This window comes from Dongia sp. P2_B8, from assembly GCF_056404715.1.
Genome location: NZ_JBFUDM010000006.1, coordinates 149317 through 173339, shown reverse-complemented (window position 1 = coordinate 173339; position 24023 = coordinate 149317). Strand labels below are relative to the sequence as shown.

Sequence of the window (24023 nt, the reverse complement as noted above, 5' to 3'; positions counted from 1 at the left end):
CGTTCAAGCAGTTTGATTTAGGAGTTGGTCGTCGTGACGATGGGTTCTGAGGAAAAAGAGGTTTTGGACAATCCCGTTGTGGGGGAGGGCGAGATTCCGGCGGCTGAGACCGTCGATCTGGCCGCCTTGCAGGCTGATTATCTCGCCATGAAGGACCAGCTGTTGCGGGCTGTCGCCGAAACCGAAAATACCCGCCGGCGCCTGACGCGCGAACGCGACGAGACCGCGAAGTATGCTGCGTCGACCTTCGCCAAGGAAATGCTCGACGTCGCCGACAATCTGCACCGTGCGCTCGCGGCCATTCCGGCCGACGCCGTTGCCAAGGACGAGGCGCTGAAATCGCTTTACGACGGTGTCTCGGCAACCGAGCGTCAATTGGATGCCGCCTTCACGCGCCAGCAGATAAAACGCCTGTGGCCGGAAGGCGAGAAGTTTGACAGCAATCTCCATCAGGCGATGTTCGAAGTGCCCGGCACCAACCAGCCCAACGGCACCGTGGTCCAGGTCCTGCAGGCCGGCTACGTCATGCACGACCGCCTGCTGCGCCCAGCCTTGGTCGGCGTTGCCAAGGGCGAACCAAAACCCGCCGGCGACGCACCGGATCACGTGGACACGGTGGCGTAAGAACCGTCACTTATACCCCCCGCCCCGGCCCTCCCCCTCAAGGGGGGAGGGGGAACAAGCCTAACTCTCTCATCCAACTCGTTCCAATCCTCTCCCCCCTTGAGGGGGAGAGTTAGAGAGGGGGGTGGGCAACAAACTGGCTAGCCATGCCCACGGACACGACTCCCACCCAGACCCACCACGCACAAAGCTTCCTGGCACTCCGCCTGCTGGTTTCGACCGGTGTGCTGCTGGGGCTTGGCGCCCCTTTGGGCAAGATCTCGCGGGAGGCGGGGATATCCGCGGCCGCCTGGTCCTTCGCCATTGCCGGCGGCAGCGCGCTGGTGCTCACGGTGATCCTCCTCATCCGGCGCCAGCAGGTTCGCATCGATGCGCCGCATCTGCGCTACTATGTTCTGACGGCACTCCTCGCTTACGTCATTCCCAATCTCGTCCTCTATGCCGCCGTGCCGTATCTGGGTGCCGGCATGACCGCGATCTATTTCACCCTGTCGCCGATCGTGACCTTGACCTTCTCCATCCTGCTCAGGACCAAGCGCCCAGGCTGGGTCGGCATCGGCGGCATCTTGCTCGGCTGCGTCGGCGCGCTCATTGTCGTTTTCTCCAAGGGCCAGGTGGATCAGCCGGCGGATCTCAAATGGGCGCTCGCGGCCCTGGTCGTGCCAGTCAGTCTTGCTGCCGGCAATGTCTACCGTACGATCGACTGGCCAGAGGGTGGCGAACCCTTGGCGCTGGCGATGGGCAGCAATGCCGCAGCCGCCGTTTTTCTCGTCATCGCCGCCTTGGTCATGGACGGTGCCTGGCCATTCGCAATGCTGACCCTTAGTCCCGGCATCGTCGCCACCTATATCGCGGTCGCCACAGTGATGTTCGCCCTCTTCTTCCGACTGCAGGTGGTCGGCGGTCCGGTCTATCTCAGTCAGATCGGCTATGTCGCCGCAGCGACCAGCCTGCTCATCGGCACCTTGGCGCTTGGTGAACATTATGGCCTGGCAACCTGGGGCGGCGGTCTCGTCATCGTCGCAGGCGTGGTCGCGACAACGCTCGATCGCGGACACAAGACGCCCTGACTCTTCTCCCTCTTCCTAAAGGGAGAGGGAATGCTAGGTGCCGTAGGGCGCCGTGGAGCGATCCCAGGGTGGTGTGCCTTTGAAGGCAGCACTCAGGAAATCGATCATCACGCGCACCTTGGCGCTTAAATGCCGCCGGCTGGGATAGATCGCCAGCAGATCGGTGTCATTGAGCGGATAATCGGGCAACAGCCGCACCAGCCTGCCGGCACGCAGATCGTCGCCGACCAGGAAGGCCGCCGGACGGATGATGCCTTGCCCCGCCAGCGCCACCTCGCGCAGCGTATCGCCATTGTTGGTATGAAAGGCGCAATTGACTTTCACGCGCAGCGGCTTTCCAGCCTTGTCGGTGAAATGCCATTCATCGCCGGTCGCGGCATAGGAGAAACCGAGACAGGCGTGCGCGGCGAGATCGGCCGGCGTCTGCGGTGGCGCATGGCGCGCCAGATAGCTGGGTGCCGCGCAGACGATGTTGCGCGATGTCGCGAGCTTCCGCGCCACATGATTGGTGGGGCTGGCCGCTGCCGACACGCGGATGACGAGGTCGTAACCTTCCTCGACCATGTCGACGACCCTGTCGATGAGATCGATGTCGAGATCGATCTCCGGATACTTCTTCATGAAGGCAGGCCATAGATGCGCCAGATGCCGTATGCCGAAGGTAACGCCGGCATTGATGCGCAGGCGGCCCCGGGGCTGCAATGTGGTGGAACTTGCCAGCGCCTCCGCTTCCGCCACCTCGTCGAGGATCGATTTGCAGCGCTCGAAGAGCGCCGTCCCGCTTTCCGTCAGCGACAGCTTGCGTGACGAGCGATTGAGGAGACGGGTGGCCAGATGCGCCTCCAATTCGTTGACATAGCGCGTCACATTGGCTGGCGAGGTTTCCAGCGCATCCGCCGCCTTGGTGAAACTCGCTTTGGCGACCACCGTGGCAAACACCTCGAACGCCCGCAGCCGGTCCATGTTTTCCTCATATCATTCATAAAAGCTGAATGATCTGATCATTTCCTGCTCCTTTATTCATGTCAAGAGAAGCCCTAGCTTCTGTCCATCGGCGCAGGGCATTGGGTCCTCCCGCAAAATCAAAGGGTGTCATCATGGGTCGTTTAGCTGGAAAAGTGGCGATTGTGACCGGTGCCAGCTCAGGCATCGGCCGGGAAACCGCCAAATTGTTTGCCAAGGAAGGCGCCAAGGTCGTCGTGGCGGCCCGCCGCGAGGCCGAGCTGGCCGCGCTGGTCGGTGAAATCAAGGCGGCCGGCGGCGACGCCACCGCCGTGGCCGGCGATGTCGCGTCGGAAGCGTTCAACAAGGCATTGGTCGCCACCGCAGAGAAAACCTATGGCGGCCTCGATATCGCCTTCAACAATGCCGGCACCTTGGGCCCGGTCGGCCCCACTACCGAGGTCACGGAAACCGACTTCAACCAGACGATTGCCGTCAATCTCACCGCCTCGTTCCTCGCTGCCAAGCACCAGGTCCCGGCGATGCAGAAGCGCGGTGGCGGGTCGATCATCTTCACCTCGACCTTCGTCGGTCACACGGGCTCCTTCCCCGGCATGGCGGCCTATTCCGCCAGCAAGTCCGGCATCATCGGTCTCACCCAGGCGCTGGCCACCGAATACGGCCCACAGAACATCCGCGTGAATGCGGTCCTGCCCGGTGCCGTCGATACGCCGATGTACCGCGAGAAGAACAGCACCGCGGAGGCCCAGGCCTTCCTCAACAACCTCCACGCCCTGAAGCGCGCTGGCCGTCCGGAAGAACTCGCCCGCTCGGTGCTCTATCTGGCCTCTGACGACGCGTCCTTCGTCACCGGCACCGCTTCACTCGTCGATGGTGGTCTTTCGATCAGCCGCGGTTAAATCCGGCGGATCTCCCCCGGCAGCCTGCTGCCGGGGGAGATGGCTTGTCCCGTCCAGGCGTTGCGGCAGCAGAGCCGAATGTTGAAAGGCGCTGCGATATTGCCGTGGCGTTGTGTGATAGGCCGCGCGGAACAGCCGGCTGAAATGCGCCTGGTTCGCAAAGCCCGCTGCAAGTGCGATCTCGCCGATCTGCCGTTGATCCATGCCGGCTTTTTCCAATTGGCGCCGGCAATGTTCCAGCCGCCGCTGGCGCACAAAATCGCTGAAGGTCGTGCCATCTTCGCGAAACAGCATCGCCACATAGCGCGCCGTGATGCGGTACTTGGCGGCGACCGCCTGAATGCTGAGCATCGGTTCATGAAGATGCTCGTCGATGAAACCCTTGATGCGCCACAGCAAGGCAGCGCGATAGGGCGAGGCCGGTACCCTGGCATCGAGCGCGTCGGTGAGGGCGATGCCCAGCATGTCGACGGCATGACCGGCAAGGCGCAGCGAGGTCGGGCCACGGATGCCGGCGGCGATCTCGCCGAAATTCTCAAAGAGATTGGTGAAGAAGCCGATGGTCATCTGCTGCATCGGCAGGCTGGCCGGCAGCTTTGCTGCGGCGAACAGGCGGCTCATCGGAAAGCGGTCCACCAGCGCCTGGCGCGGCATGTTGACCGCCAAAGTCGCAGCCCCTTCCGGAATGCTATATTGCGACGGCAGGCGTGAGTCGATCACAGTCATGTCGTTGCGCCCCAGCGACACATCGCGATCATTGTGGCGGAGATGAATGGTGCCGCTAAGATTGATCAGCAGCAGGCACCGCTCATCCTGTGCTGGCTGGACAAAGCGCTGGCCGCTTTGCGCCGTCGTTGTGCTATGTGCCACGGTGATGTCATGCACGGTATTGGCCTTCAAGGCGGCGCGAAAGGGTGCTTCGCCCAGCGGCTGGATCGACAGCGCCAGATAGACGCGTGCGACGCACTCCTCCCAATAGGCCGGCCGCTGCGCAAGCGGGACGTCGTCGGTCGAGAACGTCAGCGACCCTTGCGGTTTGCCAATCTGCAACGGCCCAGTCCGCGACGGCATCGAATCGATCCTAAGTCTTGGGGCCGCGCTTCGTGAATTGAGGCGCCGTCCCCGCATTTGGCGGCGCCGATCCGGCCCGCCACCTCCCCGTTTCGCGCCCCGGCCGATCCCCAGCTGATCGATACCGCCCAGCCCCCGCTGACGGACGCGCCCGATGTTCATGGGATCATTTTCGCATTTGCCTGATCCCTAAGACCACAGTCCTGAGATTGCATTGTCGGGCAGCGGGGTCGGTGATGTTTGCCGGAGCGGGAAGAAAAACTTGTCCAAACAGGAACTAACGCGCTGCCAGCTGGCGAAGCGGCCCCCGAATCAATCAATCGTTAATGGTTACGGCTGAGGTTCGCGGAGCGGACAATTTTCCCAGGACCCACTCATTGGGCATCTCAGGTGGAGTGTCTCGCAAATGGGGGCGTCTTGACGGGGGAGGGGACATGCACGCGCGGTTCAAGCTGCGGCGGTATCAGGTGCTGGCGGCGCGCAGCCAAATCTTGGCGGATGCCGCCCAGCGCATGGTCGACGAATTGCTCCATCTGGCCGACACCCAGCAATCGGCCGAGCTCGCGACCCTGACTGGATCCTATTGCATGGCCATCGACGAGGTACGGGCCGGCATCCGCGCCGGCGCCAATCTGCCGCCGCTTCTGTTCAAGCTGGAAGCGATCGGCCGCGAGGTGGCCAGCTCGCTCCTCGCCCTGCAACAGACGGTGATCCGTCGAACGAGAGACGATCTCCACCGCGCAGAGATCCGCCAATCCACGTCTTTTTGACCTGTTCCCACATGTCGTCCGCCTCACGCGAGGCAACCGGCGATCCAGGAGGCGCCGTCATGATGAAGCTAAGCAATTGGAAGATCCGCTCGAAACTGGTGCTGCTGGTCGGCGTGATGGCGGTGATCATCGCCACCGTGGCCAGCGTGGGTGTCCTCTATCTGCGCAGTGCCGCAACCGATCTTGGCAAGGTCACCATCAGCGGCGTCGAAGGTGTTACCAGTGCCCGCCTCAATCAGAACGTCATCGGCCTCAACCGCACCGAATATTATCTGGCGCTCGATCCGTCGGCCGCCGGCCTGGAAGCGCGCACGGTGCGCCTGGGTGAAGACCGCAAGCTGTTCGAGGAGCGCTTGGCTCAACTGCGCATCACGGCTGGCGAAACGCGCACCAAGCTGCTCGAGGAGGTCGAGAAAAGTTACCAGGAATACAACGCCGAACTGGAAAATACCTTTGCGACGGCACGTGCCGTGGGTGCCAGCGTGCAACTGGGCGAGGCGCAGCAGAGCTTGCTCGATGCCGTTGCCAAGAGCCGTCCCAAGGCCGATGTCCTGCAGAAGACGGTTCGGGCCTATTCGGACTTCGTCAACCAGCAGGGGGCCGAAGTGTCCGCCACCGCGGCATCCGACGCTGCCTTTGCGCAGATGCTGATGGTCGTGGTCTCGATCGCGGGCGTCGTCGGTGGCCTCGCTTTCGGCTATTTGCTGGCGACGCTGGGTATCAGCAAGCCGATGGCTGGCTCGATCGACAATCTCAACCGCCTGTCGCGCGGCGACCTCACCATCGACATCAGCGGCGGTGCCCGCGGCGACGAAATCGGTGATATTGCCCGGGCGCTGCAGGTGTTCAAGGACACGGCCAGCGCTGCCGAAGAGATGCGCGCCCAGCAGGCTGAGGAGCAGAGGGCCAAGGAACGCCGCCAGGCAGTGATCGACGGCCTCATCAAGACGTTCGACGATACGATGACCAGCGAATTGGCGCAGCTGACCTCTGCCTCAAGCGAATTGCAGGCAACGGCACAGAGCATGTCCTCGACGGCGGAAGAAACCAGCCGCCAGGCGACGGCGGTGGCTGCCGCCTCGGAGCAGGCCTCGGCAAATGTGCAGACGGTGGCTGCCGCCGCCGACGAGCTTTCCGCCTCGGTTTCCGAGATCAGCCGCCAGGTATCGCAGTCCAGCCAGATCGCCGGGCAGGCCGTGGCCGATGCTGAACGCACCGACGGTGCTGTCCGCATCCTGGCTGAGGCGGCCCAAAAAATCGGCGCCGTGGTGGGCCTCATCAATGACATTGCCAGCCAGACCAATCTTCTCGCCCTCAACGCCACGATCGAGGCGGCGCGGGCGGGCGAGGCTGGCAAGGGCTTCGCCGTGGTGGCGTCGGAGGTGAAAAATCTCGCCACGCAAACGGCGAAGGCGACCGAGGATATCGGCGTCCAGATCTCCGGCATGCAGAGCAGCACCGAAGAAGCTGTGCTGGCGATCAAGGGTATCACCACGATCATCGGGCAGATGAGCGAGATCACCACCACCATCGCCTCGGCAGTCGAAGAGCAAGGTGCCGCGACCCAGGAAATCGCCCGCAATGTGCAGCAGGCGGCGCAGGGTACCCAGGACGTGTCATCCAACATCGGTGGCGTCACCCAAGCCGCCGGTGAGACCGGGACGGCCTCGACCCAGGTATTGGGCACCGCCGGCACATTGTCGCGGCAAGCGGACACTTTGCGCCAGTCCGTGACTCAATTCCTTGAAGGCGTGCGATCTGCCTAATCGGATATGAAATCTGACCGAATATAACCAACCGGCGAGGTCGTGCGGGAGGCTTCCGGGGCGCTCATCGAGGAGAGTTCCCGGGAGCCTTTTTGCCGCGACACTACGTACAATTACGGACTGTGATCGACCACTGGAGACCTGTTAGCCTTTTAGCAATCATTTTCGGCCATGAGTGAAAATCGCCACGCCGTTCGGGGTGGGTAGATATCCCGGGTTGGCGACTCAATCCGGAAACTCAGATGGCTCGGAAACAGGTTTCGAACATGACAGAAGCATCAACGCGCCGGGCGGTCAGGCCCACCGGCGTGGAATGTCCTTATAGCGAAGACGAACTGATCGTCAGCAAGACCGATCTTAAGGGCCGCATCACCTATGCCAACAGCGTGTTCGCGCGGCTGTCGAAATTTCCGCTGCCGGAACTAATCGGCGCACCGCACAGCCTGATCCGCCATCCCGACATGCCGCGCTGCGTTTTCAAGCTGCTGTGGGACACCATCCAGGCCAAGCAGGAAATCTTCGCCTATGTGTTGAACATGGCCAAGGACGGCGACCATTACTGGGTGTTCGCCCATGTGACGCCGACGTTCGATGCCAAGCAGAACATCCTCGGCTATCACTCGAACCGGCGCAAACCGGATGCGGCGCAGATCGCCAAGATCAAACCGCTCTATGCGACATTGCTTGCCGAAGAGAACCGTCATGACAGCCGCAAGGACGGCATGCTGCGCAGTTACGAGCTGCTCTTGAACCTGCTCCGCGACAAGGGACTGGAATATGACGAATTTATCTTCTCTGTCTAAGGCCGGCCTGTCGATCTGGACGGCCCTGGCGGGTCTCATCCTCGTTAATCTGGCGCGCTTTGCGTTCGGGCCGTCGCTGGCACCCTGGGACAGTGCGCTTGAACTCGTGATCCTCATTGCCTGCCTTGGATTCGGCCTTTGGTCCTTGCGCCAGACGGCGCGGTACATCAAGACGGCAGCCGAGGTCTGCGTGCAGGCGTTCCGTGGCAATCTCGAAGCGCGCATCCCGGTTGCCCGCGACCGCGGAGATCTCGGCCAGTTGCAGACGGCCGTCAACGACATGCTCGATATTGTCGATGCCTTCGTGCGCGAAGCGTCCGCTTCGGTCGACTATCTCAGCCGCGGCAAGCGTTTCCGCAAGGTGCTGCTGCGCGGCCTGCCCGGCGCCTACCGCAATGGGGCCCAGGTGATCAATGCCGGTACCGAACGGATGGATGGCAAGGTACGTGATCTCGCCCGCGTCGCCGAAAGCTTTGGCAGCAGCATGGACGCGGTTGCCAAGACCCTGTCCAGTGCCGCCACCGACCTTGGAGCGGATGCCAGGAGCATGGCTGGCACCGCCAACGATACCAGTCGCCAGGCGACGGCTGTGGCAGCCGCCTCGGCCCAGGCCTCGGTCAATGTCCAGACGGTGGCCAGTGCCGCCGAGGAACTCTCCGCCTCGATTGCCGAGATCAGCCGGCAGGTCGGCGAATCAAACCGCATCACCCATCAGGCGGTGACTGCCGCCGACCGCACCAACATGCAGATCCGCAGCCTGGCGGAGGCTGGCCAGCGGATCGGTGACGTGACCAAGCTGATCAGCGAGATCGCCAGCCAGACCAATTTGCTGGCCTTGAACGCGACCATTGAAGCAGCACGCGCCGGCGAAGCCGGGAAGGGCTTTGCGGTGGTGGCGCAGGAGGTGAAAAGCCTCGCCAACCAGACCGCCCAGGCGACCGAGGAAATCAATACCAAGATTTCCGAAATGCAGGGAGCCACGACCGAATCCGTTCAGGCGGTCCAGAACATCAGCGAAACCATCCGCCAGATCAGCGAAATCTCGACGGGCATCGCCACGGCCGTGGAACAGCAGGGTGCGGCGACCCAGGAAATCGCCCGCAACGTCCAACAAGCCTCGGCCGGCACGGCGGAGGTTTCGACCAACGTCGCCAGCATCAGCGAAGCGGCGAGCGACACCGGCGAGACCGCCACCCGCATCGACGGCGCTTCGACCAAGATCGGTGGCGAAGTGGGTACCTTGCGCAGCGAGGTGGAGAAATTCCTGGCCAGCATTCACGCGTCGTAGCCTGAGGGCTAAGGCGTGCCGACCTGGGCTGGGGGAAAGCTCTGCGGCCAGAATTCCGGATCGTGCAGCAAATCCTTGACGCCGTTGATGGCGAACTGCACGCCGATGCACACCATCAGGAACCCCATGATGCGCGAAATGGCGGCGATGCCGTTGGCGCCGAGCAGGCGGTTGAGGAGGCCCGCCGCGCGCAGGCACAGCCAGATGATGATGGCCGTGAGGATGATGCCGATCGAAATGACCAGATAGGTCATGGGTGTCGAGAGCGCGCCCGATTGCTGCACCGTGGTCGACATGGTGATGACCAAGGCGATGGAACCCGGGCCGGAGAGGCCCGGCATGGCCAAAGGCGTGAAGGAAATATCCACCTTCTGCCGGGCTTCGATATCGGAACTCTGGTCGAGTTCCGATTCATGCGGGAACAGCATGCGGAAGCCCAGGAACGCCACGATCATGCCGCCGGCGATGCGCAGGCCCGGGATCGAGATGCCGAACAGATCCATGATGAGGACACCCGCCAGCAGAAAGGCGAGCAGGATGCCGGTCATGTAGATGCACGCCATGGTGATCTGGCGGTTGCGCTCCTCGTTGGTCAGCTGCCCGGTGATACCGATCAGCATGCCGGCCGCCGAAATCGGATTGATGATCGGCACCAGCGTCGCCACCGTCCAGCCGACATAAGAGAGGAAATTGCTGGTCATAGGGCCCTCATTCTCTCCGTCCATCTCTACGTCATCCCCGGGCTTGACCCGGGGATCAGGTGCGATCGGGCGCGATATCCATCAGCTGTTAGCAGATCCCCGGGTCAAGCCCGGAGATGACGTGATCTACCTAGGCTAGATAAGGAAGCTCACTCCCGCCGCGACCAATCGATCCCCAGCAGCAGGCAGCCCTTCTCGGTCCGGCTGTTATGGACAGTCCCCGGATCGTACATGACGAAATCGCCGGCCTTCAGCAGGGTGCCGTCGCTCTCGATGAGCTCGCCTTCCAGGATCAGGAATTCCTCGCGGAAGGGATGCTCATGGGCGATGGTCTCGGCGCCGGCTTCCATGCGGATGAGATAGGCGCCCTGCTTGTTATGGCGGTCATAGGACAATTCTATGATCGACATGTCATGCTGCAGCGGCCCTTCCAGGTCATAGGCGGCAAAAGGTTTCGTCTTGGTGCGGACGATCCGCCGTCCTGGTTTCAGCTCCTCATGGGGCTTCACCTCTTCCTGCGCCTGCGACACGATGTTCTCCCAATCCGTTAGACGAGCCCGATCACGGAAACCTGGCGGCCGTAATCCGGCTCGCCTCTCTTGGTCTTGCGGCGGTAGCTGAAGAAATCTTCTTCCAGTGCGCAGGTATCATGGCCGCTCACCACGATTTCGGCCAGACCCAATTGCCTGAGCTGCGCCGCACAATAGCCCGCGAGATCGAAGTGGAACTTGCGGCAGGCATCGGCGGGTCCGAAGAAGCGCGCATTGTCCGCATCCTGGGCGATGAAGGGTGTCGGGAATTCTGTACCGACCTCATAAGAATCCTGCCCGATGCAAGGGCCGACGGCAGCCACGATATTCTGGCGCCGGGCGCCCAGGCTCTCCATCACCCGCACGGTCTCCTGCAGCACGCCGGTCAATGCACCCTTCCAGCCGGCATGGGCCGCCCCCACAATGCCGGCTTCCGCATCCGCAAACAGCACCGGTCCGCAATCGGCAGTCAGCACACCGAGATTGATGCCGCGCACTTTGGTCACCAGACCATCCACCTGCGGGCGATTGTCCTGGTCGAGGGGCTCATCGACCACCAGCACCTTGGCGGAATGTACCTGATAGGCGGTGTTGAGCGGCCCTTCGGGCAGGCCCGCCGCCTTGATGGCGCGGGCGCGGTTCTCGAACACATGCGCGCGGTCGTCGGTGGTGCCGAGGCCGCAATTCAGGGAATCATAGATACCGTCGCTCACCCCACCGCGCCGTGTCAGAAAGCCGTGGCGGATATTGGGCAGCCTCTGCAGCGCATCGACACGTACGATCATAATCCCGCCAATCCTCCCAATGCGTTCTGCTCGAGTTCCGGGCCAGCGACCCCGATCACCTTGAACAGCCTGCCCATTTGTTCGGGTGCAATCAAGCGGTGCACCTGCCGCCGCAGGATCCCGGCCGTGGCGAGATCCGATTTTTTGGCCAGCATGTCGGCGCGAAGCTCGATGCCCAACGCCCGCAGGAAATCACCCTGGGTGACCGGGCCGAACGCCAGGGCACCCGCCTGCTGCGCTGTTTCAACAAGGGATGCGAAATCCACATGGGCGGTGAGGTCGGCAGATCCCAGTTCCTGCAGCGGCATGTGATAGCGATGGTTCTTGAGCGCCTGGAACGAATCACCCAGCCCGCTGTCTGCCGGCCCGTAGTCGATGACGAGGGCGGCACCACCCTGCTTCACCAGGCGCCGGGCGATCCCGTCCATCAGCGCAATCGATGCCGGCGATACTTCGGCAATGGCGCCGGGTTCTGCTCGTGCATGCGCCGCCCGCAGCAGCGCCAATGCTGAAGAGGGCGGGGCATGGCCGAACTGCAAATCATCACCGGCAAGGCCCACCACCCGCTCGCGCCAGCCCTGCGCCGTCATCTCGAATTGATGGATCGGCAGCGCATCGAAAAGTTCGTTGGCGATGAGGATCATCGGCCCGGCCGGCACGTCGGTGAGACTGTCGCGCCATGCCGGTGCATGATCGCCGAGCTTTTCCGCCTGCTTCTCCTTCAGCGCGGTGCTGATCTCAATGAGATTGACGTGCTTGGCGCCGAGAAAGTCCGGCGCCACGCGGGCTGCGCGCAACGCATCCGCCATCAGCGTGCCGCGGCCGGGGCCGATCTCCACAAGTTGGAACGATGCCGGCGACCCCAAGCGCTGCCAGGTATCGACGCACCACAGGCCAATGAGCTCGCCGAACATCTGGCTGACCTCGGGCGCGGTGATGAAATCGCCCTCGGGCCCAAGCGGATCAGTGTCACGGTAATAGCCGCTCTGTCCGGCCAGCGCCTGTTCCATCACGGCTGCTACCGTCAGCGGTCCCTCAAGGGCGATGCGGTGGCGGATGCTGCGCTCAGCCGGGTGCATGGCCGGTCACTTCAGATCTAGCCGGCGTCCACGCCACACCAGATAGAGGCCATAGACCAGCATGGGGACGCTCAGCCATTGCCCCCACGTGGTCTCGACCAAGGTGCCGGTCAGCGTCTCCGGCTCGCGGAACATCTCCGAGAGCATGCGCGACAAAGCATAGCCGATCAGGAACACGCCGCTGAGCGTCCCCAGGCGCTCGCGAATCTTCCGCTGGTGGGCGAGGATCGCCAGGACCACGAACAGCAGCAGGCCTTCGGTCAAGGCCTCATAGATCTGGCTGGGATGCCGGGGCAGATTGTCGATATGCGGAAAGATCACCGCCCAGGGCACGTCCGTCGGCCGGCCCACGAGTTCGCCATTGATGAAATTGGCAAGGCGCCCGAGGCCAAGACCGATTGGTGTCGCAGCGGCGGCAAGATCAGCCAAAGCGAAGAAGGGAATCTTGGCACGGCGCGCATAGATCACCATGGCGATGATGACGCCGAGCAGGCCGCCATGGAACGCCATGCCGCCCTTCCACACCATCAGGATCTCCAGCGGATGGGCGAAGTAGTAGCCGGGATCCCACAGCAATACGTGTCCCAGGCGCCCGCCGATGATGGTCCCCAGCGTCGCCCAGGTGATCATGTCCTCGCAATGGCCGGGCTTGACGATGGCTGGCGGCTTCTTGGCGAGGTGCAGCATGTAGCGCCAGCCCAGGAGAATGCCGGCGATGTAAGCCAGTGCATACCAACGGATCACGATGGGGCCGAGGGAAAGGGCAACCGGATCGAATTCCGGGAAGATGAAATAGCTGGTGTCCGGGGTCATGCTGGGGCCTTGCAAAGCCGCCCTCGTCAGCGGGGCGCGGCTCGGTTATATAAGGCCCAGGAACGTGCCGACAAGCTTAGGGACATGACACCATGCAGAGCGACAACCGGATTCTCGACGATATGGCCAAGGTGGCGACCGGCGCCCTGGGGTCGCTTACGGGTCTGCGCCAGGAAATCGAGGCCAAGGTGCAGCAGCAGTTGGAACGCCTGCTCTCCCGCATGAACCTGGTCAGCCGCGAGGAATTCGAGACCATGAAGTCGGTGGCCCAGGAAGCCCGCGCCGAGCAGATCAAGCTCGAGCGCCGCCTCCAGGAGATCGAGGCGAAACTGGCCAAATAGGCCGATCCGCCCTCAATCTCGACCCTGGCCCGACCCCGCCTCATTAAACTTCGTAAATGTCTCTTGCACTGCACCCGCAAATTTGCGACTCTAAATGTGGTGGGAAATTAACCAATCCCGTCAATCCTTAGGGGTCGCGCGCCCCAGCCGTGGCGGCTCCGAAAGGCCTAGAGTCTGGTCGATCACTGGCGGCCGGTTCGCCGGCTGCCACCCGCATGGAGGGCGCTTTCGATGCAGCTGAACCACGAATCGACCCTGGCCCCGACCGCTAATCCCCTCGATATGATGGAAGAATTGGTCAACGCCAACGAATGGCGCTACGACCGCTCGACCGATGAGGAGATGATTGTCGAATTCACCGGCCAGTGGTGCGAATACCGCATGTTCTTTGTCTGGCAGGAGGATTTGGGGGCCCTTTACTTCTCCTGCCTGTTCGATACCAAGGTGCCGGCGGGCAAGCGTGCTGGGGTTTCCGAATTGCTGGCGCATATCAACGAACGCCTGTGGCTCGGTCATTTCGACCTGTGCTCCGAGGAATCGTCGCCCATGTTCCGCCACACCATCCTGCTGCGTGGCACCGCGGGGGTGAGCTCCGAACAGCTCGAAGATCTGATGGAAGCTGCGATCCACGAATGCGAGCGTTTCTACCCCGCCTTCCAATTCCTGCTCTGGGGCGGTAAGAAGCCGCAGGAGGCGGTCGAAGCGGCCTTGCTCGATACGGTGGGCAACGCCTGACATTCATCAACCGCCCAGAGTAACAAGGGCGGGGATGACATGGCTGGCAAATTGACACTACCGGGCGCGCTGCTGCTCGTCGGCTGCGGCAAGATGGGTGGCGCGCTCCTGCGTGGATGGCTGAAACAGGGTGTCGATCCGGCCCAGGTCTTTGTGGTCGACCTCGCCCCCAAGGACCTCGACGACGTGGCGGCGGCCGGCGTTCATATCCTGACCAGCCCCGATCAATTGCCCCAGGATCTCAAGCCCGCGATCGTGCTCCTCGCCGTGAAGCCGCAATTCATGGACGAAGCGCTCGGCCATTACAAAAAAATGGCTGGGAAACACTTAGCTGGGCCTGGCACGACCTTCCTCTCCATCGCCGCCGGCAAGACGGTGGCCTATTTCAAAAAAATGCTTGGGCAGGACGCGCTCATCGTGCGCTCGATGCCGAACACACCGGCTGCGGTCAGCCGCGGCATGACCGTGATCTGCCGCGACCCCAATGTGCCGGCCAACATTCTCGACCTTTGCGGCCAATTGTTATCGGCGGTGGGCGAGGTGGCCTGGGTCGATGACGAGGCGCTCCTCAACCAGGTGACCGCGGTCTCCGGCGGTGGCCCGGCCTATGTCTTCCTGCTCATCGAGGCGCTGGCCGAGGCCGGCCGTGTCAACGGATTACCGGCCGACCTCGCCATGCAGCTCGCGCGCTCCACCGTGTGCGGCTCCGGCGAGCTTGCTTTTCAATCCAGCGAATCCGCAACGGCGCTGCGGCAGGCAGTGATGAGCCCCAAGGGCACCACGCTTGAGGCGGTCAATGTGCTGATGGCCGATGACGGCATCCAGCCGCTGATGAACCGCGCCATCGCCGCCGCCACCAAACGCTCGCGCGAGCTTGCGAATTGACCGACACCGGCAGCGTTGCACGCGTTCGCGCCGCGCTGATTGCGGCGGGCGTCGCTGCTGAAATCCGGGAGTTCGACGCCTCGACCCGTACTGCAGCCGATGCCGCAGCCGCCATCGGCTGCGAGGTGGCGCAGATCGCCAAATCCCTCGTCTTCCGCGGCAGGGAATCCGGTCGCGCGGTCCTGGTGATTGCGTCGGGCATCAACCGCGTCGATGAAAAGAAACTGAGCGCCCTCATAGGCGAAAAGATCGGCAAGGCGGATGCCGACTTCGTCCGGACCGAGACCGGCTTTGCCATCGGCGGTGTGGCCCCACTCGGCCATACCGGCAAGGTCGTCCTCTTCATCGATGCCGATCTGCTACACTATCAGGAAATCTGGGCCGCCGCCGGCGCCCCCAATGCCGTCTTCCGCCTGACCCCGGCCGAACTGGTTCAGGTGACGGGCGGGCAGATCGTGGATGTGAAGGCGTGATGATGACAGCAGTCACCGACCGCAGCGGCTGGATTGCTCTTGCTGGCAGCTACCGGGAATTCCCGGCGCTCACTGGCGAGCATCAGACCGACTGGCTGGTCATCGGCGGTGGCTTCACCGGCCTTGCTGCGGCGCGGCGGCTTGCCGAGCTGCATCCCAACGAACGGATCATGCTTATCGACCGCAAGCGGTTGGGGCAGGGGGCGACCGGGCGCAATTCCGGTTTTGCCGTGTCGATGGAAATGCCGCAGCCCGGTGATCTTGCCAGCGTCGCCAGCCGTGCCGCTTACCAGGCGCAATGGGACATCCACCGTGCCGCCGGGGCGGAAGTGAAGCGGCTGGTGGAGACGCTCGAGATCGACTGCGACTATGTGCAGAGCGGCTATATCTTTGCCGTACGCGAGGCGGACAAGTTCAAGAAGCGCGGTAAGATCGCACAGGATATCCTGGAGCTGGGCGGCGAGGCCAAGCTGCTGGAAGCCGATGAGCTGAAGGCGCGCCTTGGCATCTCCTTCTATCAGCATGGATTGTGGATCGGCAGCGGCAACGCGCTGATGCAGCCGGCGCGCTTCGCCAAGGGCCTCATCGATACATTGCCGCCGCAGGTCGAGGTCTATGAGAATACCGAAGCTGCAAAGCTCACAGCACGCCCGGCCGGCGGTGCCGTGATCGAGTTGCGCGACGGCAGCATCACCGCGTCAAAGGTGATCGTCGGCCTCAATGCCTTCATGCCGCGGCTGGGCTTGAAGCGGAACCAGGTGTTTCCGATCTCGCTCACCGCCAGCCTGACGCGGCCCTTGACCGACAGCGAAGAGGCGGAAATGGGACGGGCGTTGCCCTGGGGAACATTGTGCCCGATCGAAGGTGGCGCCACCGTGCGCCTCACCAACGATCGCCGCATTCTCATGCGCAACACTGCCGAATATGAGCCGGGCGGCATCTCCGAGAGCATGCTGGGCCAGCGCCGCGCCTGGCACGAGATGGGCCTCAAGCACCGTTTCCCTTTCCTGAGGGAAGATGCCATCGAATTCACCTGGTCCGGGCATATGTGCGCCAGCCGCAATGGCCGCTTCGTATTCGAGGCGCTGGCGCCGGGCCTCTTTGCGGCCGGCTGCTACAATGGCGCGGGGCTCGCCCGCGGCACCCTGCTTGGAAAATTGATGGCCGAGCATGCCGGCGGCGGCGGTTCCGCCCTTATCGACAATGCCCTGCGGCAGGAAAAACCGACCTGGATCCCCAGCGGTCCGCTCTTTACGGTCGCCGCCAAGATCCGCCTCGCCCACGAATTGCGGCGCGCCCGGTCTGAGCACTGAGTTTCAGGTATTGCCATGTGAGGTTGGCGTTGCCGTGCCGCGCTAGGCGTCCGGCTGGCGCGGCAGGAACACGCGAACCGTGGTGCCGCGGCCAAGTTCGCTATCGATAGAGATATGGCCGGACATGGCCTCGGCCAGCGATTTGCAGATGGCAAGCCCGAGGCCCACGCCGCCGGTATCGCGGGTATGGGCATCCGAGATCTGCACGAAGGGCTGCAGCACGTCGGTGAGCCGGTCGGCCGGGATGCCGCGGCCATTGTCGCGGACGTAGAATGCCAGTTCGCGCGCAGTGCCAGTGTCTTCCACGCCGATCTCGATCCTGCCGCCGGTGGCCGTGAACTTGATCGCGTTGGAGACGAGGTTCAGCAGAATCTGCGATACGGCGTGACGATCGCCGAGGAATCTGTCGACGGTGAATGCGCCATCTTCCGGCACCTCGATGGCAATGTCTTTGCTGGTGGCGTTTGCGGCGATCGTGCTGGCGATCTGTTCCCACGTTTCCGACAAAGTAAGACTGCCGATATTGAGGTCGTGCTTGCCGGATTCGATGCGTGACAGATCGAGGATGCCGTTGACATGGGTCAGCAGCAATCGGCCGCTTTGATGGATATCGGCGATATATTGCCGGTACGATTCATTGCCGACCGGGCCCATGATCTCGCGGCCCATCAATTCCGAAAAGCCGATGATGGCATTGAGCGGCGTGCGCAATTCGTGGCTCATCACGGCAAGGAAGCTGGATTTGGCGAGATTGGCCGCCTCGGCCTTCGCAAGGGCGCGCTCGCGCTCGCGCAGCAGCTGGCGCAACTCTATCTCCGCCCGCAGCGTCTCCGTCATGTCGCGCATGATGGCGGTCAAGGTCGAGTTGCCGGCGACTGTGACTCTCGAAATGATCGTCGCCAGCGGGATGATGCGCCCATCGGCGGCCAGGCCGCTCACATTGCGCCAATCGCCCATCGCGCCGCTCTGGGTCCCGCCAGACAGAAAACCGCTTATATGAGCATGGTGCAGATCCCGGAGATCGCGCGGGATCAGGCGATCCAGCGGCTTGCCAATCATCTCGGCGGCGCTGTAACCGAAGATCTTTTCCGCCTCGCGGTTGAAGGAGATGATGCGGAACTTGGTGTCGACCGACACGATGCCGATGGCGGCGGTGTCCAGGATGGCGGTGAGCCGGCTTTCGCTTTCCGCCAGGCGCACTGCCGTGCGAGCGCTTTCCTGCTCGGCCGCCTTGAGGCCGGTGATGTCGACGATGACGCCGCGCATCAAATTGGACTGGCCATCCCGCGATATGGCTGAGACGGCCTCATGTATCCAGACGATATCGCCCTTGCCGTCGATCATGCGATAGGTCGACGCATAGGATTGTCCGGCGGCAACTGCCACGGTGTATTCGGCGATCGCCTGGGCGGCATCGTCGGCGTGGAGCCGCCGCTCCCAGAACAGGGGCTCGGTCATCCATTGCTCGGGCGAATATCCCAGCAGGCGCTCGGCGCTGTCGCTCACATAGGTGATCCGGTTGCGGCTGATATCCGCCTCCCAGACAATCCCATCGATGCTGGAAATGAGCGCGCGGTAGTTCTGTTCCGAGGCGTGCTGTTCCTGATCCCTTTGCTTCAGGGCCGTTATATCGCGCACGACACCCAGCAGGCGCCGGCGCCGATCAGTGTCGCTGGTAAAAGTCTTGCCGATGACGCGGAACCAGCGCTCGCTGCCATCGGCCGCGGGTTTGCGGAACTCGACCTCGCATAAATCGCTCTGCGTCGTGACCATGTCGAAGGCGGCGCGGACCAGATCCCGGTCGGCCTCGTGAACCGTCGGCAGGAAGTCGCGAAAGCTTTCGGCCACCAGCCGCGGCGTCGCATCCGACAGCCAGCCCTCATGATCCTTGCACAGAATCTGCCCGGTATCGGGATCGACCTCCCAGGAGCCGAGTTCGGCTGCCGCCAGCGCCAGGCGCAGGCGTTCTTCGCTCTCGCGGACGGCGACGTCGCTCACGCGCCGTTGCAAGGCCATGGTGATGGTGGCGTGCAGCTCGCGTTCCGAGAACGGCTTCACCAGATAGCCATAGGGCCTGGTGACGCGCGCGCGCTCCAGGGTGGCATCTTCGGAATAGGCCGTGAGATAGATGACCGGCAGCATCAGGTTCTCAGGAATGCGGGCCGCCGTCTCGATCCCATCCATATCGCCTTCGATATGGATATCCATCAGCACGATATCGGGCTTCTTTTCGGCGATGTGCCGCAAGGCGTCGATGCCGTTGGAAATGATGGTCGATGCCTCGTAGCCAAGCCGCGTCAGCGTCCGGCACAGATTGAGTGCCACGATCCGTTCGTCTTCCACCACCATGACCGTCGGTGCATTCACGGGATGCCTCTTCACGCCGGAGTTGGAAATCGGATGGCGAACCGGGTTGGCTGCTTGGCCTCGATCGCCAGCTTGCCGCGCAATTGGTCGGTGAGCAACGTCACCAATTGCAGGCCGAGCGTGGGTGCTGTCTCGATGTTGAGGCCCGGCGGCAAGCCGACGCCATCGTCGCTGACCGCCAGCAGGAAATGGTCCGCGCCATCCTGCCGCAATTCGACGCGAATCTCGCCGCCGCCTTGATCCGGGAAAGCATGCTTGAGGGCGTTGGAGATCAGCTCGTTGACGATCAGCCCACAGGGAATGGCGCAATTGATGGGCAGCGCCATGCCGTCAGCCTCGATGGCGAGCACGACCTCGCTGGTGTTGACGGCATAGGACGAGACCAGGATGGGGGCGAAGGAGTCGAGGAAATTGCCGAAATCCACCTTGGCGAAATCCTTCGACTGATAGAGCGTCTGGTGAATGAGCGCCATCGAGCGGATGCGGTTCTGGCTGTCACGCAGCATGGCAAGCGCCACCGGATCGCTGATCTGCGCCGATTGCAGGTCGAGAAGGCTGTGGACGATCTGCAGGTTGTTCTTCACCCGGTGGTGGATTTCGCCCAGCAGCACATCCTTTTCCAGGAGCGCCTGCTCGATGCTGCGCTCCTTCTGCTTGCGGTCGGAAATGTCGACGATGGCGGAAAGCACCATGGTGCCGTCTTCCGTTTCAATCGGATTGAGACCGATCTCGACGGGAAACTCGCTGCCATCCTTGCGCTTGGCAAAGAGGTCGCGGCCCGCCCCCATGGGGCGCGCATTCGGATCATTGTGGAAAGCCTGCCGCAGGCCTGGATGATGGCCGCGGAACCGGTCGGGGACCAGCAGCTCGACCGGCTGGCCCAGCAATTCGGCGCGGGCATAGCCGAAGACGCGCTCCGCCTGGGCGTTCACCATCTCGATGCGGCCGCCGCTGTTGATCATGACCATGGCATTGGGGGCGGCCTCGACCACGCGGCGGAAGCGTTCTTCCAGGTGCTTGCGTTCGGAAATGTCGACGATGGCCGAGAGCACCATCATCCCTTCTTCCGTCTCGATCGGATTGAGACCGATCTCGATCGGGAACTCGCGCCCATCCTTGCGCATGCCAAAGAGGTCGCGCCCGGCACCCATCGGCCGCGATCGCGGCTCGGCGAAATAAGCGTGGCGCAGGCCCGGATGATGGCCTCGAAAACGCGGTGGGAGGAGCATCTCGACCGGCTGGCCCACCATCTCGTCGCGGGCATAGCCGAAGACACGCTCGGCCTGCAGATTGACCATCTCGATGCGCCCGGCATCGTTGATCATGACCATGGCGCTGGGTGACGCTTCCACCACGCGCTGGAAGCGCGAATCGCCATCGCTGCGTATGTCGCCCAGGCCCGCGGCTGGATTGGCGGATGGATTGGTGGGTGGGCCGGCGGGTGGGCGGTGGGCGATAGCCAATGCCAGGTCTCCTGCGGTCCGATTCTGCAAACGATCAGGCCGTTATGGCCTTGCAACAATGGCTATCGTGGGCACCTCCCCGAAGTGTGCTGCTTCACGTCATGCAATTGCAAGCCAAGATATTAAATCAACAAGTTATCGCAACTATTAACAAATTTTTAACTACTAGAAGAGCATGCCGCGGCGGCGTTGCGGCAAACTTTCCCATCGCCCTGCCCGATCGCCTCACAAGGGCCAAATCGCAGAGGCCGGATCAGCTGTGGGCGCTCAGCACCTTCGCCACGGCCGGGCGTGCCGACATGCGCTGCCGGTGGTCGGCGATCTTCGGGAAATTGGCGGGATCGACCCCGTCGCTCTCCAGCCAGGTGGCCAGCGTGTAGAGATAGGGATCGGCAATGCTGAATCTCTCCCCCATCACCCAGGGCCCCGCGAACATCTCCTGTTCGATGAGCTCGAAACAGGCGCCCACAGTCTGCGGCACCTTGCGTTTCATGTCTGCAAAGCTCGCCTCATCATCGGCCCAGCGATAGCCGCGGATCCGGTGGGCATGCGCCACATGCACGGTCGAACAGAGATAGCTGGTGAAGGCCTGCAGGCGGCCGATGTCGAATGGGTCGTCGGCACCCAGCTGGGCTTTGGGGTGTGTCTGGGCAACGTAGAACAGAATGGCCGGCGTTTCGGTCAGCACCCCCCGGTCGGTGATGAGCGCCGGCACCCGCCCCTTGGGGTTGATCTTGAGATATTCGGGCTCACGCTGCTCACCGCGTGCGAAGTCCAGCCGCACCGCCTGATAGTCGGCCCCCGCTTCCTCAAGGGCGATATGCGAGGCAAGCGCGCAGGATTGCGGGGAAAAATACAGTTTCAGCATGGGTTGCTCCAGCTGGCGTTGCAAGGAACGCAGCCTATCAGGGCACCTCCCGCGCCGGCAATGCTGCCGACCCTTCATGAGCATCTGGGCGCATGAAGTCATGGCTCGACAGGGACAGCTGCCTTTCCTAGACTCCCTGCCAAGCATTCTTCCGACATACATTCTTCCAACACAGGGGAACCCCCACGTGAAATTGCCCGGACCCGATCATCCCATCGCCATCGCAGCGACCCAGGGGCGCGTCCTCATTAAAGTCGCTGGCGAGATCGTCGCCGATACCAGGAACGCGCTGACCTTGACCGAGGCGAGCTACCCGCCGGTCCAGTACATCCCGCGGGCCGATGCGCGCATGGAGAAGCTCACGCGCAGTTCGCATCAGACACACTGTCCCTATAAGGGCGACGCTGCCTATTACGCGCTGCCGGGCAGCGGCGACAATGCGGTGTGGACCTATGAGCAGCCTTATCCCGCCGTGGCCCAGATCAGCGGCTACCTCGCCTTCTATCCGAACAAAGTCGATTCAATCGAGATCCTGCCGTGACCGTCGATAGCACGCAAAAGCCCGTCACCATCTTCGGGCCCGATTTCCCCTTCCCCTATGACGATTGGATCAAGCATCCGGCGGGCATCGGCGAAATTCCGGCCGACCAGCACGGGGCCGAAGTGGCTGTCATCGGTGCCGGCATTTCCGGCCTGGTCTCGGCCTATGAGCTGATGAAGCTGGGCCTGAAGCCCGTCGTCTATGAAGCCTCGCAACTGGGTGGCCGCCTGCGCTCGCAGCCTTTCGAAGGGGCGCCTCCAGGCATCATCGCCGAACTGGGTGGCATGCGCTTTCCCGTTTCTTCGACCTCGTTCTATCATTATGTCGATCGCCTCGGCCTTGCCTCGCAGCCTTTTCCCAATCCGCTGACCGAGGCCGCCGGCAGCACGGTGATCAACCTTGAGGGCGAGACCTATTACGCCCGCACCCTTGCCGATTTGCCGCCGATGTTCCGCGAGGTGGCGGATGCCTATCATGTGGCCCTCGAAGAACATGCCCATTATTCGGAACTGCAGCGCGCGATCCGCAACCGCGATGTGAAGGCCATCAAGGCGATCTGGGATCCCCTGGTGCGCGAATGGGACGAGCGTACCTTCTATGATTTCGTCACCAAATCCTCGGCCTTTACCAAATTGAGCTATCGCCACCGCGAAGTGTTCGGGCAGGTGGGTTTTGGCACCGGCGGCTGGGATTCCGACTTCCCCAATTCGATGCTGGAGATCCTGCGCGTCAACGTCACCGAATGCGACGATCACCAGCGCTTCATCGAGGGCGGCGTCGAGCAGGTGCCGCAGGGCATCTGGCGCCGCGCACCGGTGCGCTTGAAACATTGGCCGGCCGGCACCTCACTCAGCAGCCTTCATGGCGGCGCACCCCTGCCGGGTGTGACACGCATCAAGCGCCGTGCGGATCAGCGCTTCGACGTCACCGACCGCTGGGGCCGTACCAAGGCCTATGATGCGGTGGTCTCGACCTGCCAGAGCTGGCTGCTCACCACCAGCATCGATACCGACGAATCCATCTTCTCGCAGAAGATCTGGATGGCGCTCGACCGCACGCGCTACATGCAATCCTCGAAGACTTTCGTCATGGTCGACCGTCCGTTCTGGAAGGACAAGGACCCGGTCACGGGGCGCGACGTCATGAGCATGACGCTGACCGACCGCCTGACGCGCGGCACCTATCTCTTCGACAATGGGCCGGACAAGCCCGGTGTCATCTGCCTCACCTATACCTGGATGTCTGACGCCCTGAAGATGCTGCCGCTCCCCGTCGACCGCCGCGTGGCACTTGCCTTGTCGGCCCTCGCCAAGATCTACCCCAAGGTCAATATCGCCGAACATGTCATCGGCGATCCCATCACGGTAAGCTGGGAAGCCGACCCGCATTTCCTCGGCGCCTTCAAAGGGGCACTACCGGGCCATTACCGCTACAATCACCGCATGTTCGGCCATTTCATGCAAAAGGACATGCCGCCCGCCGAGCGGGGCATCTTCATGGCCGGCGACGATGTCGCCTGGATTCCGGCCTGGGTCGAAGGCGCCGTACAGACCGCCCTCAACGCCGTCTGGGGCGTCATGACCCATTTCGGCGGCAAGACCTTCAAGGACAATCCCGGCCCTGGCGACGTCTATCACCAGATCGGCCCGGTAGCGCTGGGGGATTGAGGGCGGGCCGGTTGGACTGTGGCCTTTGTCCCGATTTAAATCGTCATCCCCGGGCTTGACCCGGGGATCAGGTTCCGCGGCCGAGAAGCTGCAAGCAGATCCCCGGGTCAAGCCCGGGGATGAGGTGTGAAGAACTGGGTCGCATATGTCAGCCGCCCACCCCGCTTGCCGCGATCACGGCGAAGCCTATATCATCAGCATATAAAAT

General features: G+C 62.7%; 24 protein-coding genes. 14 read left to right on the top strand and 10 right to left on the bottom strand.

Going from position 1 to position 24023, the window contains the following annotated elements; translation table 11 throughout:
- Positions 1-39 precede the first annotated feature (39 nt).
- Together grpE and AC1DWZ_RS17560 are read left to right on the top strand one after the other, a co-directional pair.
- On the top strand, positions 40-624 hold the full coding sequence (gene grpE / locus AC1DWZ_RS17565) for a nucleotide exchange factor GrpE (protein ID WP_477170413.1): 585 nt from the start codon (positions 40-42) through the stop codon (positions 622-624).
- 146 nt (positions 625-770) lie between these two features.
- Positions 771-1694 carry a DMT family transporter gene (locus AC1DWZ_RS17560; protein ID WP_477170226.1) on the top strand — a complete coding sequence of 308 codons (924 nt, stop codon included), beginning with the start codon at positions 771-773 and terminating at the stop codon, positions 1692-1694.
- A gap of 33 nt (positions 1695-1727) precedes the next feature.
- Here AC1DWZ_RS17560 and AC1DWZ_RS17555 read toward each other — a convergent pair whose 3' ends face one another.
- A complete protein-coding gene (locus AC1DWZ_RS17555) occupies positions 1728-2657 on the bottom strand; it encodes a LysR family transcriptional regulator (RefSeq protein WP_477170225.1) in 930 nt (309 codons plus the stop codon).
- A 134-nt stretch (positions 2658-2791) separates the two neighbouring features.
- Between AC1DWZ_RS17555 and AC1DWZ_RS17550 the strand changes: the two genes are divergently transcribed.
- Positions 2792-3556: an SDR family oxidoreductase gene (locus AC1DWZ_RS17550; protein WP_477170224.1), complete on the top strand. Its 765-nt coding sequence runs from the start codon at positions 2792-2794 to the stop codon at positions 3554-3556.
- On the opposite strand, the gene AC1DWZ_RS17545 is transcribed toward AC1DWZ_RS17550, so the two are convergent.
- Positions 3518-4627 (bottom strand): AraC-like ligand-binding domain-containing protein, encoded by a 1110-nt coding sequence (locus AC1DWZ_RS17545; protein WP_477170223.1) that lies wholly within the window; start codon positions 4625-4627, stop codon positions 3518-3520. The genes AC1DWZ_RS17550 and AC1DWZ_RS17545 overlap by 39 nt on opposite strands.
- Before the next feature lie 434 nt (positions 4628-5061).
- Here AC1DWZ_RS17545 and AC1DWZ_RS17540 point away from each other — a divergent pair, with 434 nt between their 5' ends.
- The 4 genes from AC1DWZ_RS17540 (at position 5062) to AC1DWZ_RS17525 (ending at position 9254) form a co-directional block, all read left to right on the top strand.
- Positions 5062-5397, top strand: coding sequence for a hypothetical protein (locus AC1DWZ_RS17540; RefSeq protein ID WP_477170222.1), 336 nt, complete (start codon positions 5062-5064; stop codon positions 5395-5397).
- A gap of 59 nt (positions 5398-5456) precedes the next feature.
- Complete coding sequence (locus AC1DWZ_RS17535) at positions 5457-7163, top strand: methyl-accepting chemotaxis protein (RefSeq protein WP_477170221.1); 1707 nt, start codon at positions 5457-5459, stop codon at positions 7161-7163.
- Positions 7164-7429: 266 nt separating this feature from the next.
- Positions 7430-7966 carry a PAS domain-containing protein gene (locus tag AC1DWZ_RS17530; protein ID WP_477170220.1) on the top strand — a complete coding sequence of 179 codons (537 nt, stop codon included), beginning with the start codon at positions 7430-7432 and terminating at the stop codon, positions 7964-7966.
- Positions 7941-9254 (top strand): methyl-accepting chemotaxis protein, encoded by a 1314-nt coding sequence (locus AC1DWZ_RS17525; RefSeq protein ID WP_477170219.1) that lies wholly within the window; start codon positions 7941-7943, stop codon positions 9252-9254. Before AC1DWZ_RS17530 ends, AC1DWZ_RS17525 begins: the two co-directional genes overlap by 26 nt.
- Before the next feature lie 8 nt (positions 9255-9262).
- Here the strand turns inward: AC1DWZ_RS17525 and AC1DWZ_RS17520 are convergent, their stop codons facing one another.
- The 5 genes from AC1DWZ_RS17520 to lgt form a co-directional block, all read right to left on the bottom strand.
- A complete protein-coding gene (locus AC1DWZ_RS17520; RefSeq protein WP_477170218.1) occupies positions 9263-9955 on the bottom strand; it encodes a MarC family NAAT transporter in 693 nt (230 codons plus the stop codon).
- Positions 9956-10104: 149 nt separating this feature from the next.
- Complete coding sequence (locus AC1DWZ_RS17515; RefSeq protein ID WP_477170217.1) at positions 10105-10485, bottom strand: cupin domain-containing protein; 381 nt, start codon at positions 10483-10485, stop codon at positions 10105-10107.
- A 17-nt stretch (positions 10486-10502) separates the two neighbouring features.
- Positions 10503-11270 carry a peptidoglycan editing factor PgeF gene (pgeF, locus tag AC1DWZ_RS17510; RefSeq protein WP_477170216.1) on the bottom strand — a complete coding sequence of 256 codons (768 nt, stop codon included), beginning with the start codon at positions 11268-11270 and terminating at the stop codon, positions 10503-10505.
- On the bottom strand, positions 11267-12349 hold the full coding sequence (locus AC1DWZ_RS17505) for a class I SAM-dependent methyltransferase (RefSeq protein ID WP_477170215.1): 1083 nt from the start codon (positions 12347-12349) through the stop codon (positions 11267-11269). Before AC1DWZ_RS17505 ends, pgeF begins: the two co-directional genes overlap by 4 nt.
- 6 nt (positions 12350-12355) lie before the next feature.
- Positions 12356-13162 (bottom strand): prolipoprotein diacylglyceryl transferase, encoded by an 807-nt coding sequence (gene lgt, locus AC1DWZ_RS17500; protein WP_477170214.1) that lies wholly within the window; start codon positions 13160-13162, stop codon positions 12356-12358.
- A 92-nt stretch (positions 13163-13254) separates the two neighbouring features.
- Between lgt and AC1DWZ_RS17495 the strand changes: the two genes are divergently transcribed.
- The 5 genes from AC1DWZ_RS17495 (at position 13255) to AC1DWZ_RS17475 (ending at position 16909) form a co-directional block, all read left to right on the top strand.
- Entirely contained in the window at positions 13255-13503 is a 249-nt protein-coding gene (locus AC1DWZ_RS17495; protein WP_477170213.1) for an accessory factor UbiK family protein, read from the top strand.
- A 231-nt stretch (positions 13504-13734) separates the two neighbouring features.
- On the top strand, positions 13735-14238 hold the full coding sequence (locus AC1DWZ_RS17490) for a type III secretion system chaperone family protein (protein ID WP_477170212.1): 504 nt from the start codon (positions 13735-13737) through the stop codon (positions 14236-14238).
- Between the two features lie 39 nt (positions 14239-14277).
- On the top strand, positions 14278-15123 hold the full coding sequence (gene proC / locus AC1DWZ_RS17485; protein ID WP_477170211.1) for a pyrroline-5-carboxylate reductase: 846 nt from the start codon (positions 14278-14280) through the stop codon (positions 15121-15123).
- Complete coding sequence (locus AC1DWZ_RS17480; protein ID WP_477170210.1) at positions 15120-15596, top strand: YbaK/EbsC family protein; 477 nt, start codon at positions 15120-15122, stop codon at positions 15594-15596. Before proC ends, AC1DWZ_RS17480 begins: the two co-directional genes overlap by 4 nt.
- Positions 15596-16909, top strand: coding sequence for an NAD(P)/FAD-dependent oxidoreductase (locus AC1DWZ_RS17475; protein WP_477170412.1), 1314 nt, complete (start codon positions 15596-15598; stop codon positions 16907-16909). Before AC1DWZ_RS17480 ends, AC1DWZ_RS17475 begins: the two co-directional genes overlap by 1 nt.
- Positions 16910-16951: 42 nt before the next feature.
- Here AC1DWZ_RS17475 and AC1DWZ_RS17470 read toward each other — a convergent pair whose 3' ends face one another.
- From AC1DWZ_RS17470 to AC1DWZ_RS17460, 3 genes are all read right to left on the bottom strand, one after another.
- Positions 16952-19276: a PAS domain S-box protein gene (locus AC1DWZ_RS17470; protein ID WP_477170209.1), complete on the bottom strand. Its 2325-nt coding sequence runs from the start codon at positions 19274-19276 to the stop codon at positions 16952-16954.
- 11 nt (positions 19277-19287) lie between these two features.
- Positions 19288-20739 carry a PAS domain S-box protein gene (locus tag AC1DWZ_RS17465; RefSeq protein WP_477170208.1) on the bottom strand — a complete coding sequence of 484 codons (1452 nt, stop codon included), beginning with the start codon at positions 20737-20739 and terminating at the stop codon, positions 19288-19290.
- A gap of 253 nt (positions 20740-20992) precedes the next feature.
- Positions 20993-21607 (bottom strand): glutathione S-transferase family protein, encoded by a 615-nt coding sequence (locus AC1DWZ_RS17460; protein WP_477170207.1) that lies wholly within the window; start codon positions 21605-21607, stop codon positions 20993-20995.
- Positions 21608-21794: 187 nt separating this feature from the next.
- Between AC1DWZ_RS17460 and AC1DWZ_RS17455 the strand changes: the two genes are divergently transcribed.
- Positions 21795-22148: a DUF427 domain-containing protein gene (locus tag AC1DWZ_RS17455; protein WP_477170206.1), complete on the top strand. Its 354-nt coding sequence runs from the start codon at positions 21795-21797 to the stop codon at positions 22146-22148.
- Positions 22145-23815, top strand: coding sequence for a flavin monoamine oxidase family protein (locus AC1DWZ_RS17450; RefSeq protein ID WP_477170205.1), 1671 nt, complete (start codon positions 22145-22147; stop codon positions 23813-23815). Before AC1DWZ_RS17455 ends, AC1DWZ_RS17450 begins: the two co-directional genes overlap by 4 nt.
- Positions 23816-24023 lie beyond the last annotated feature (208 nt).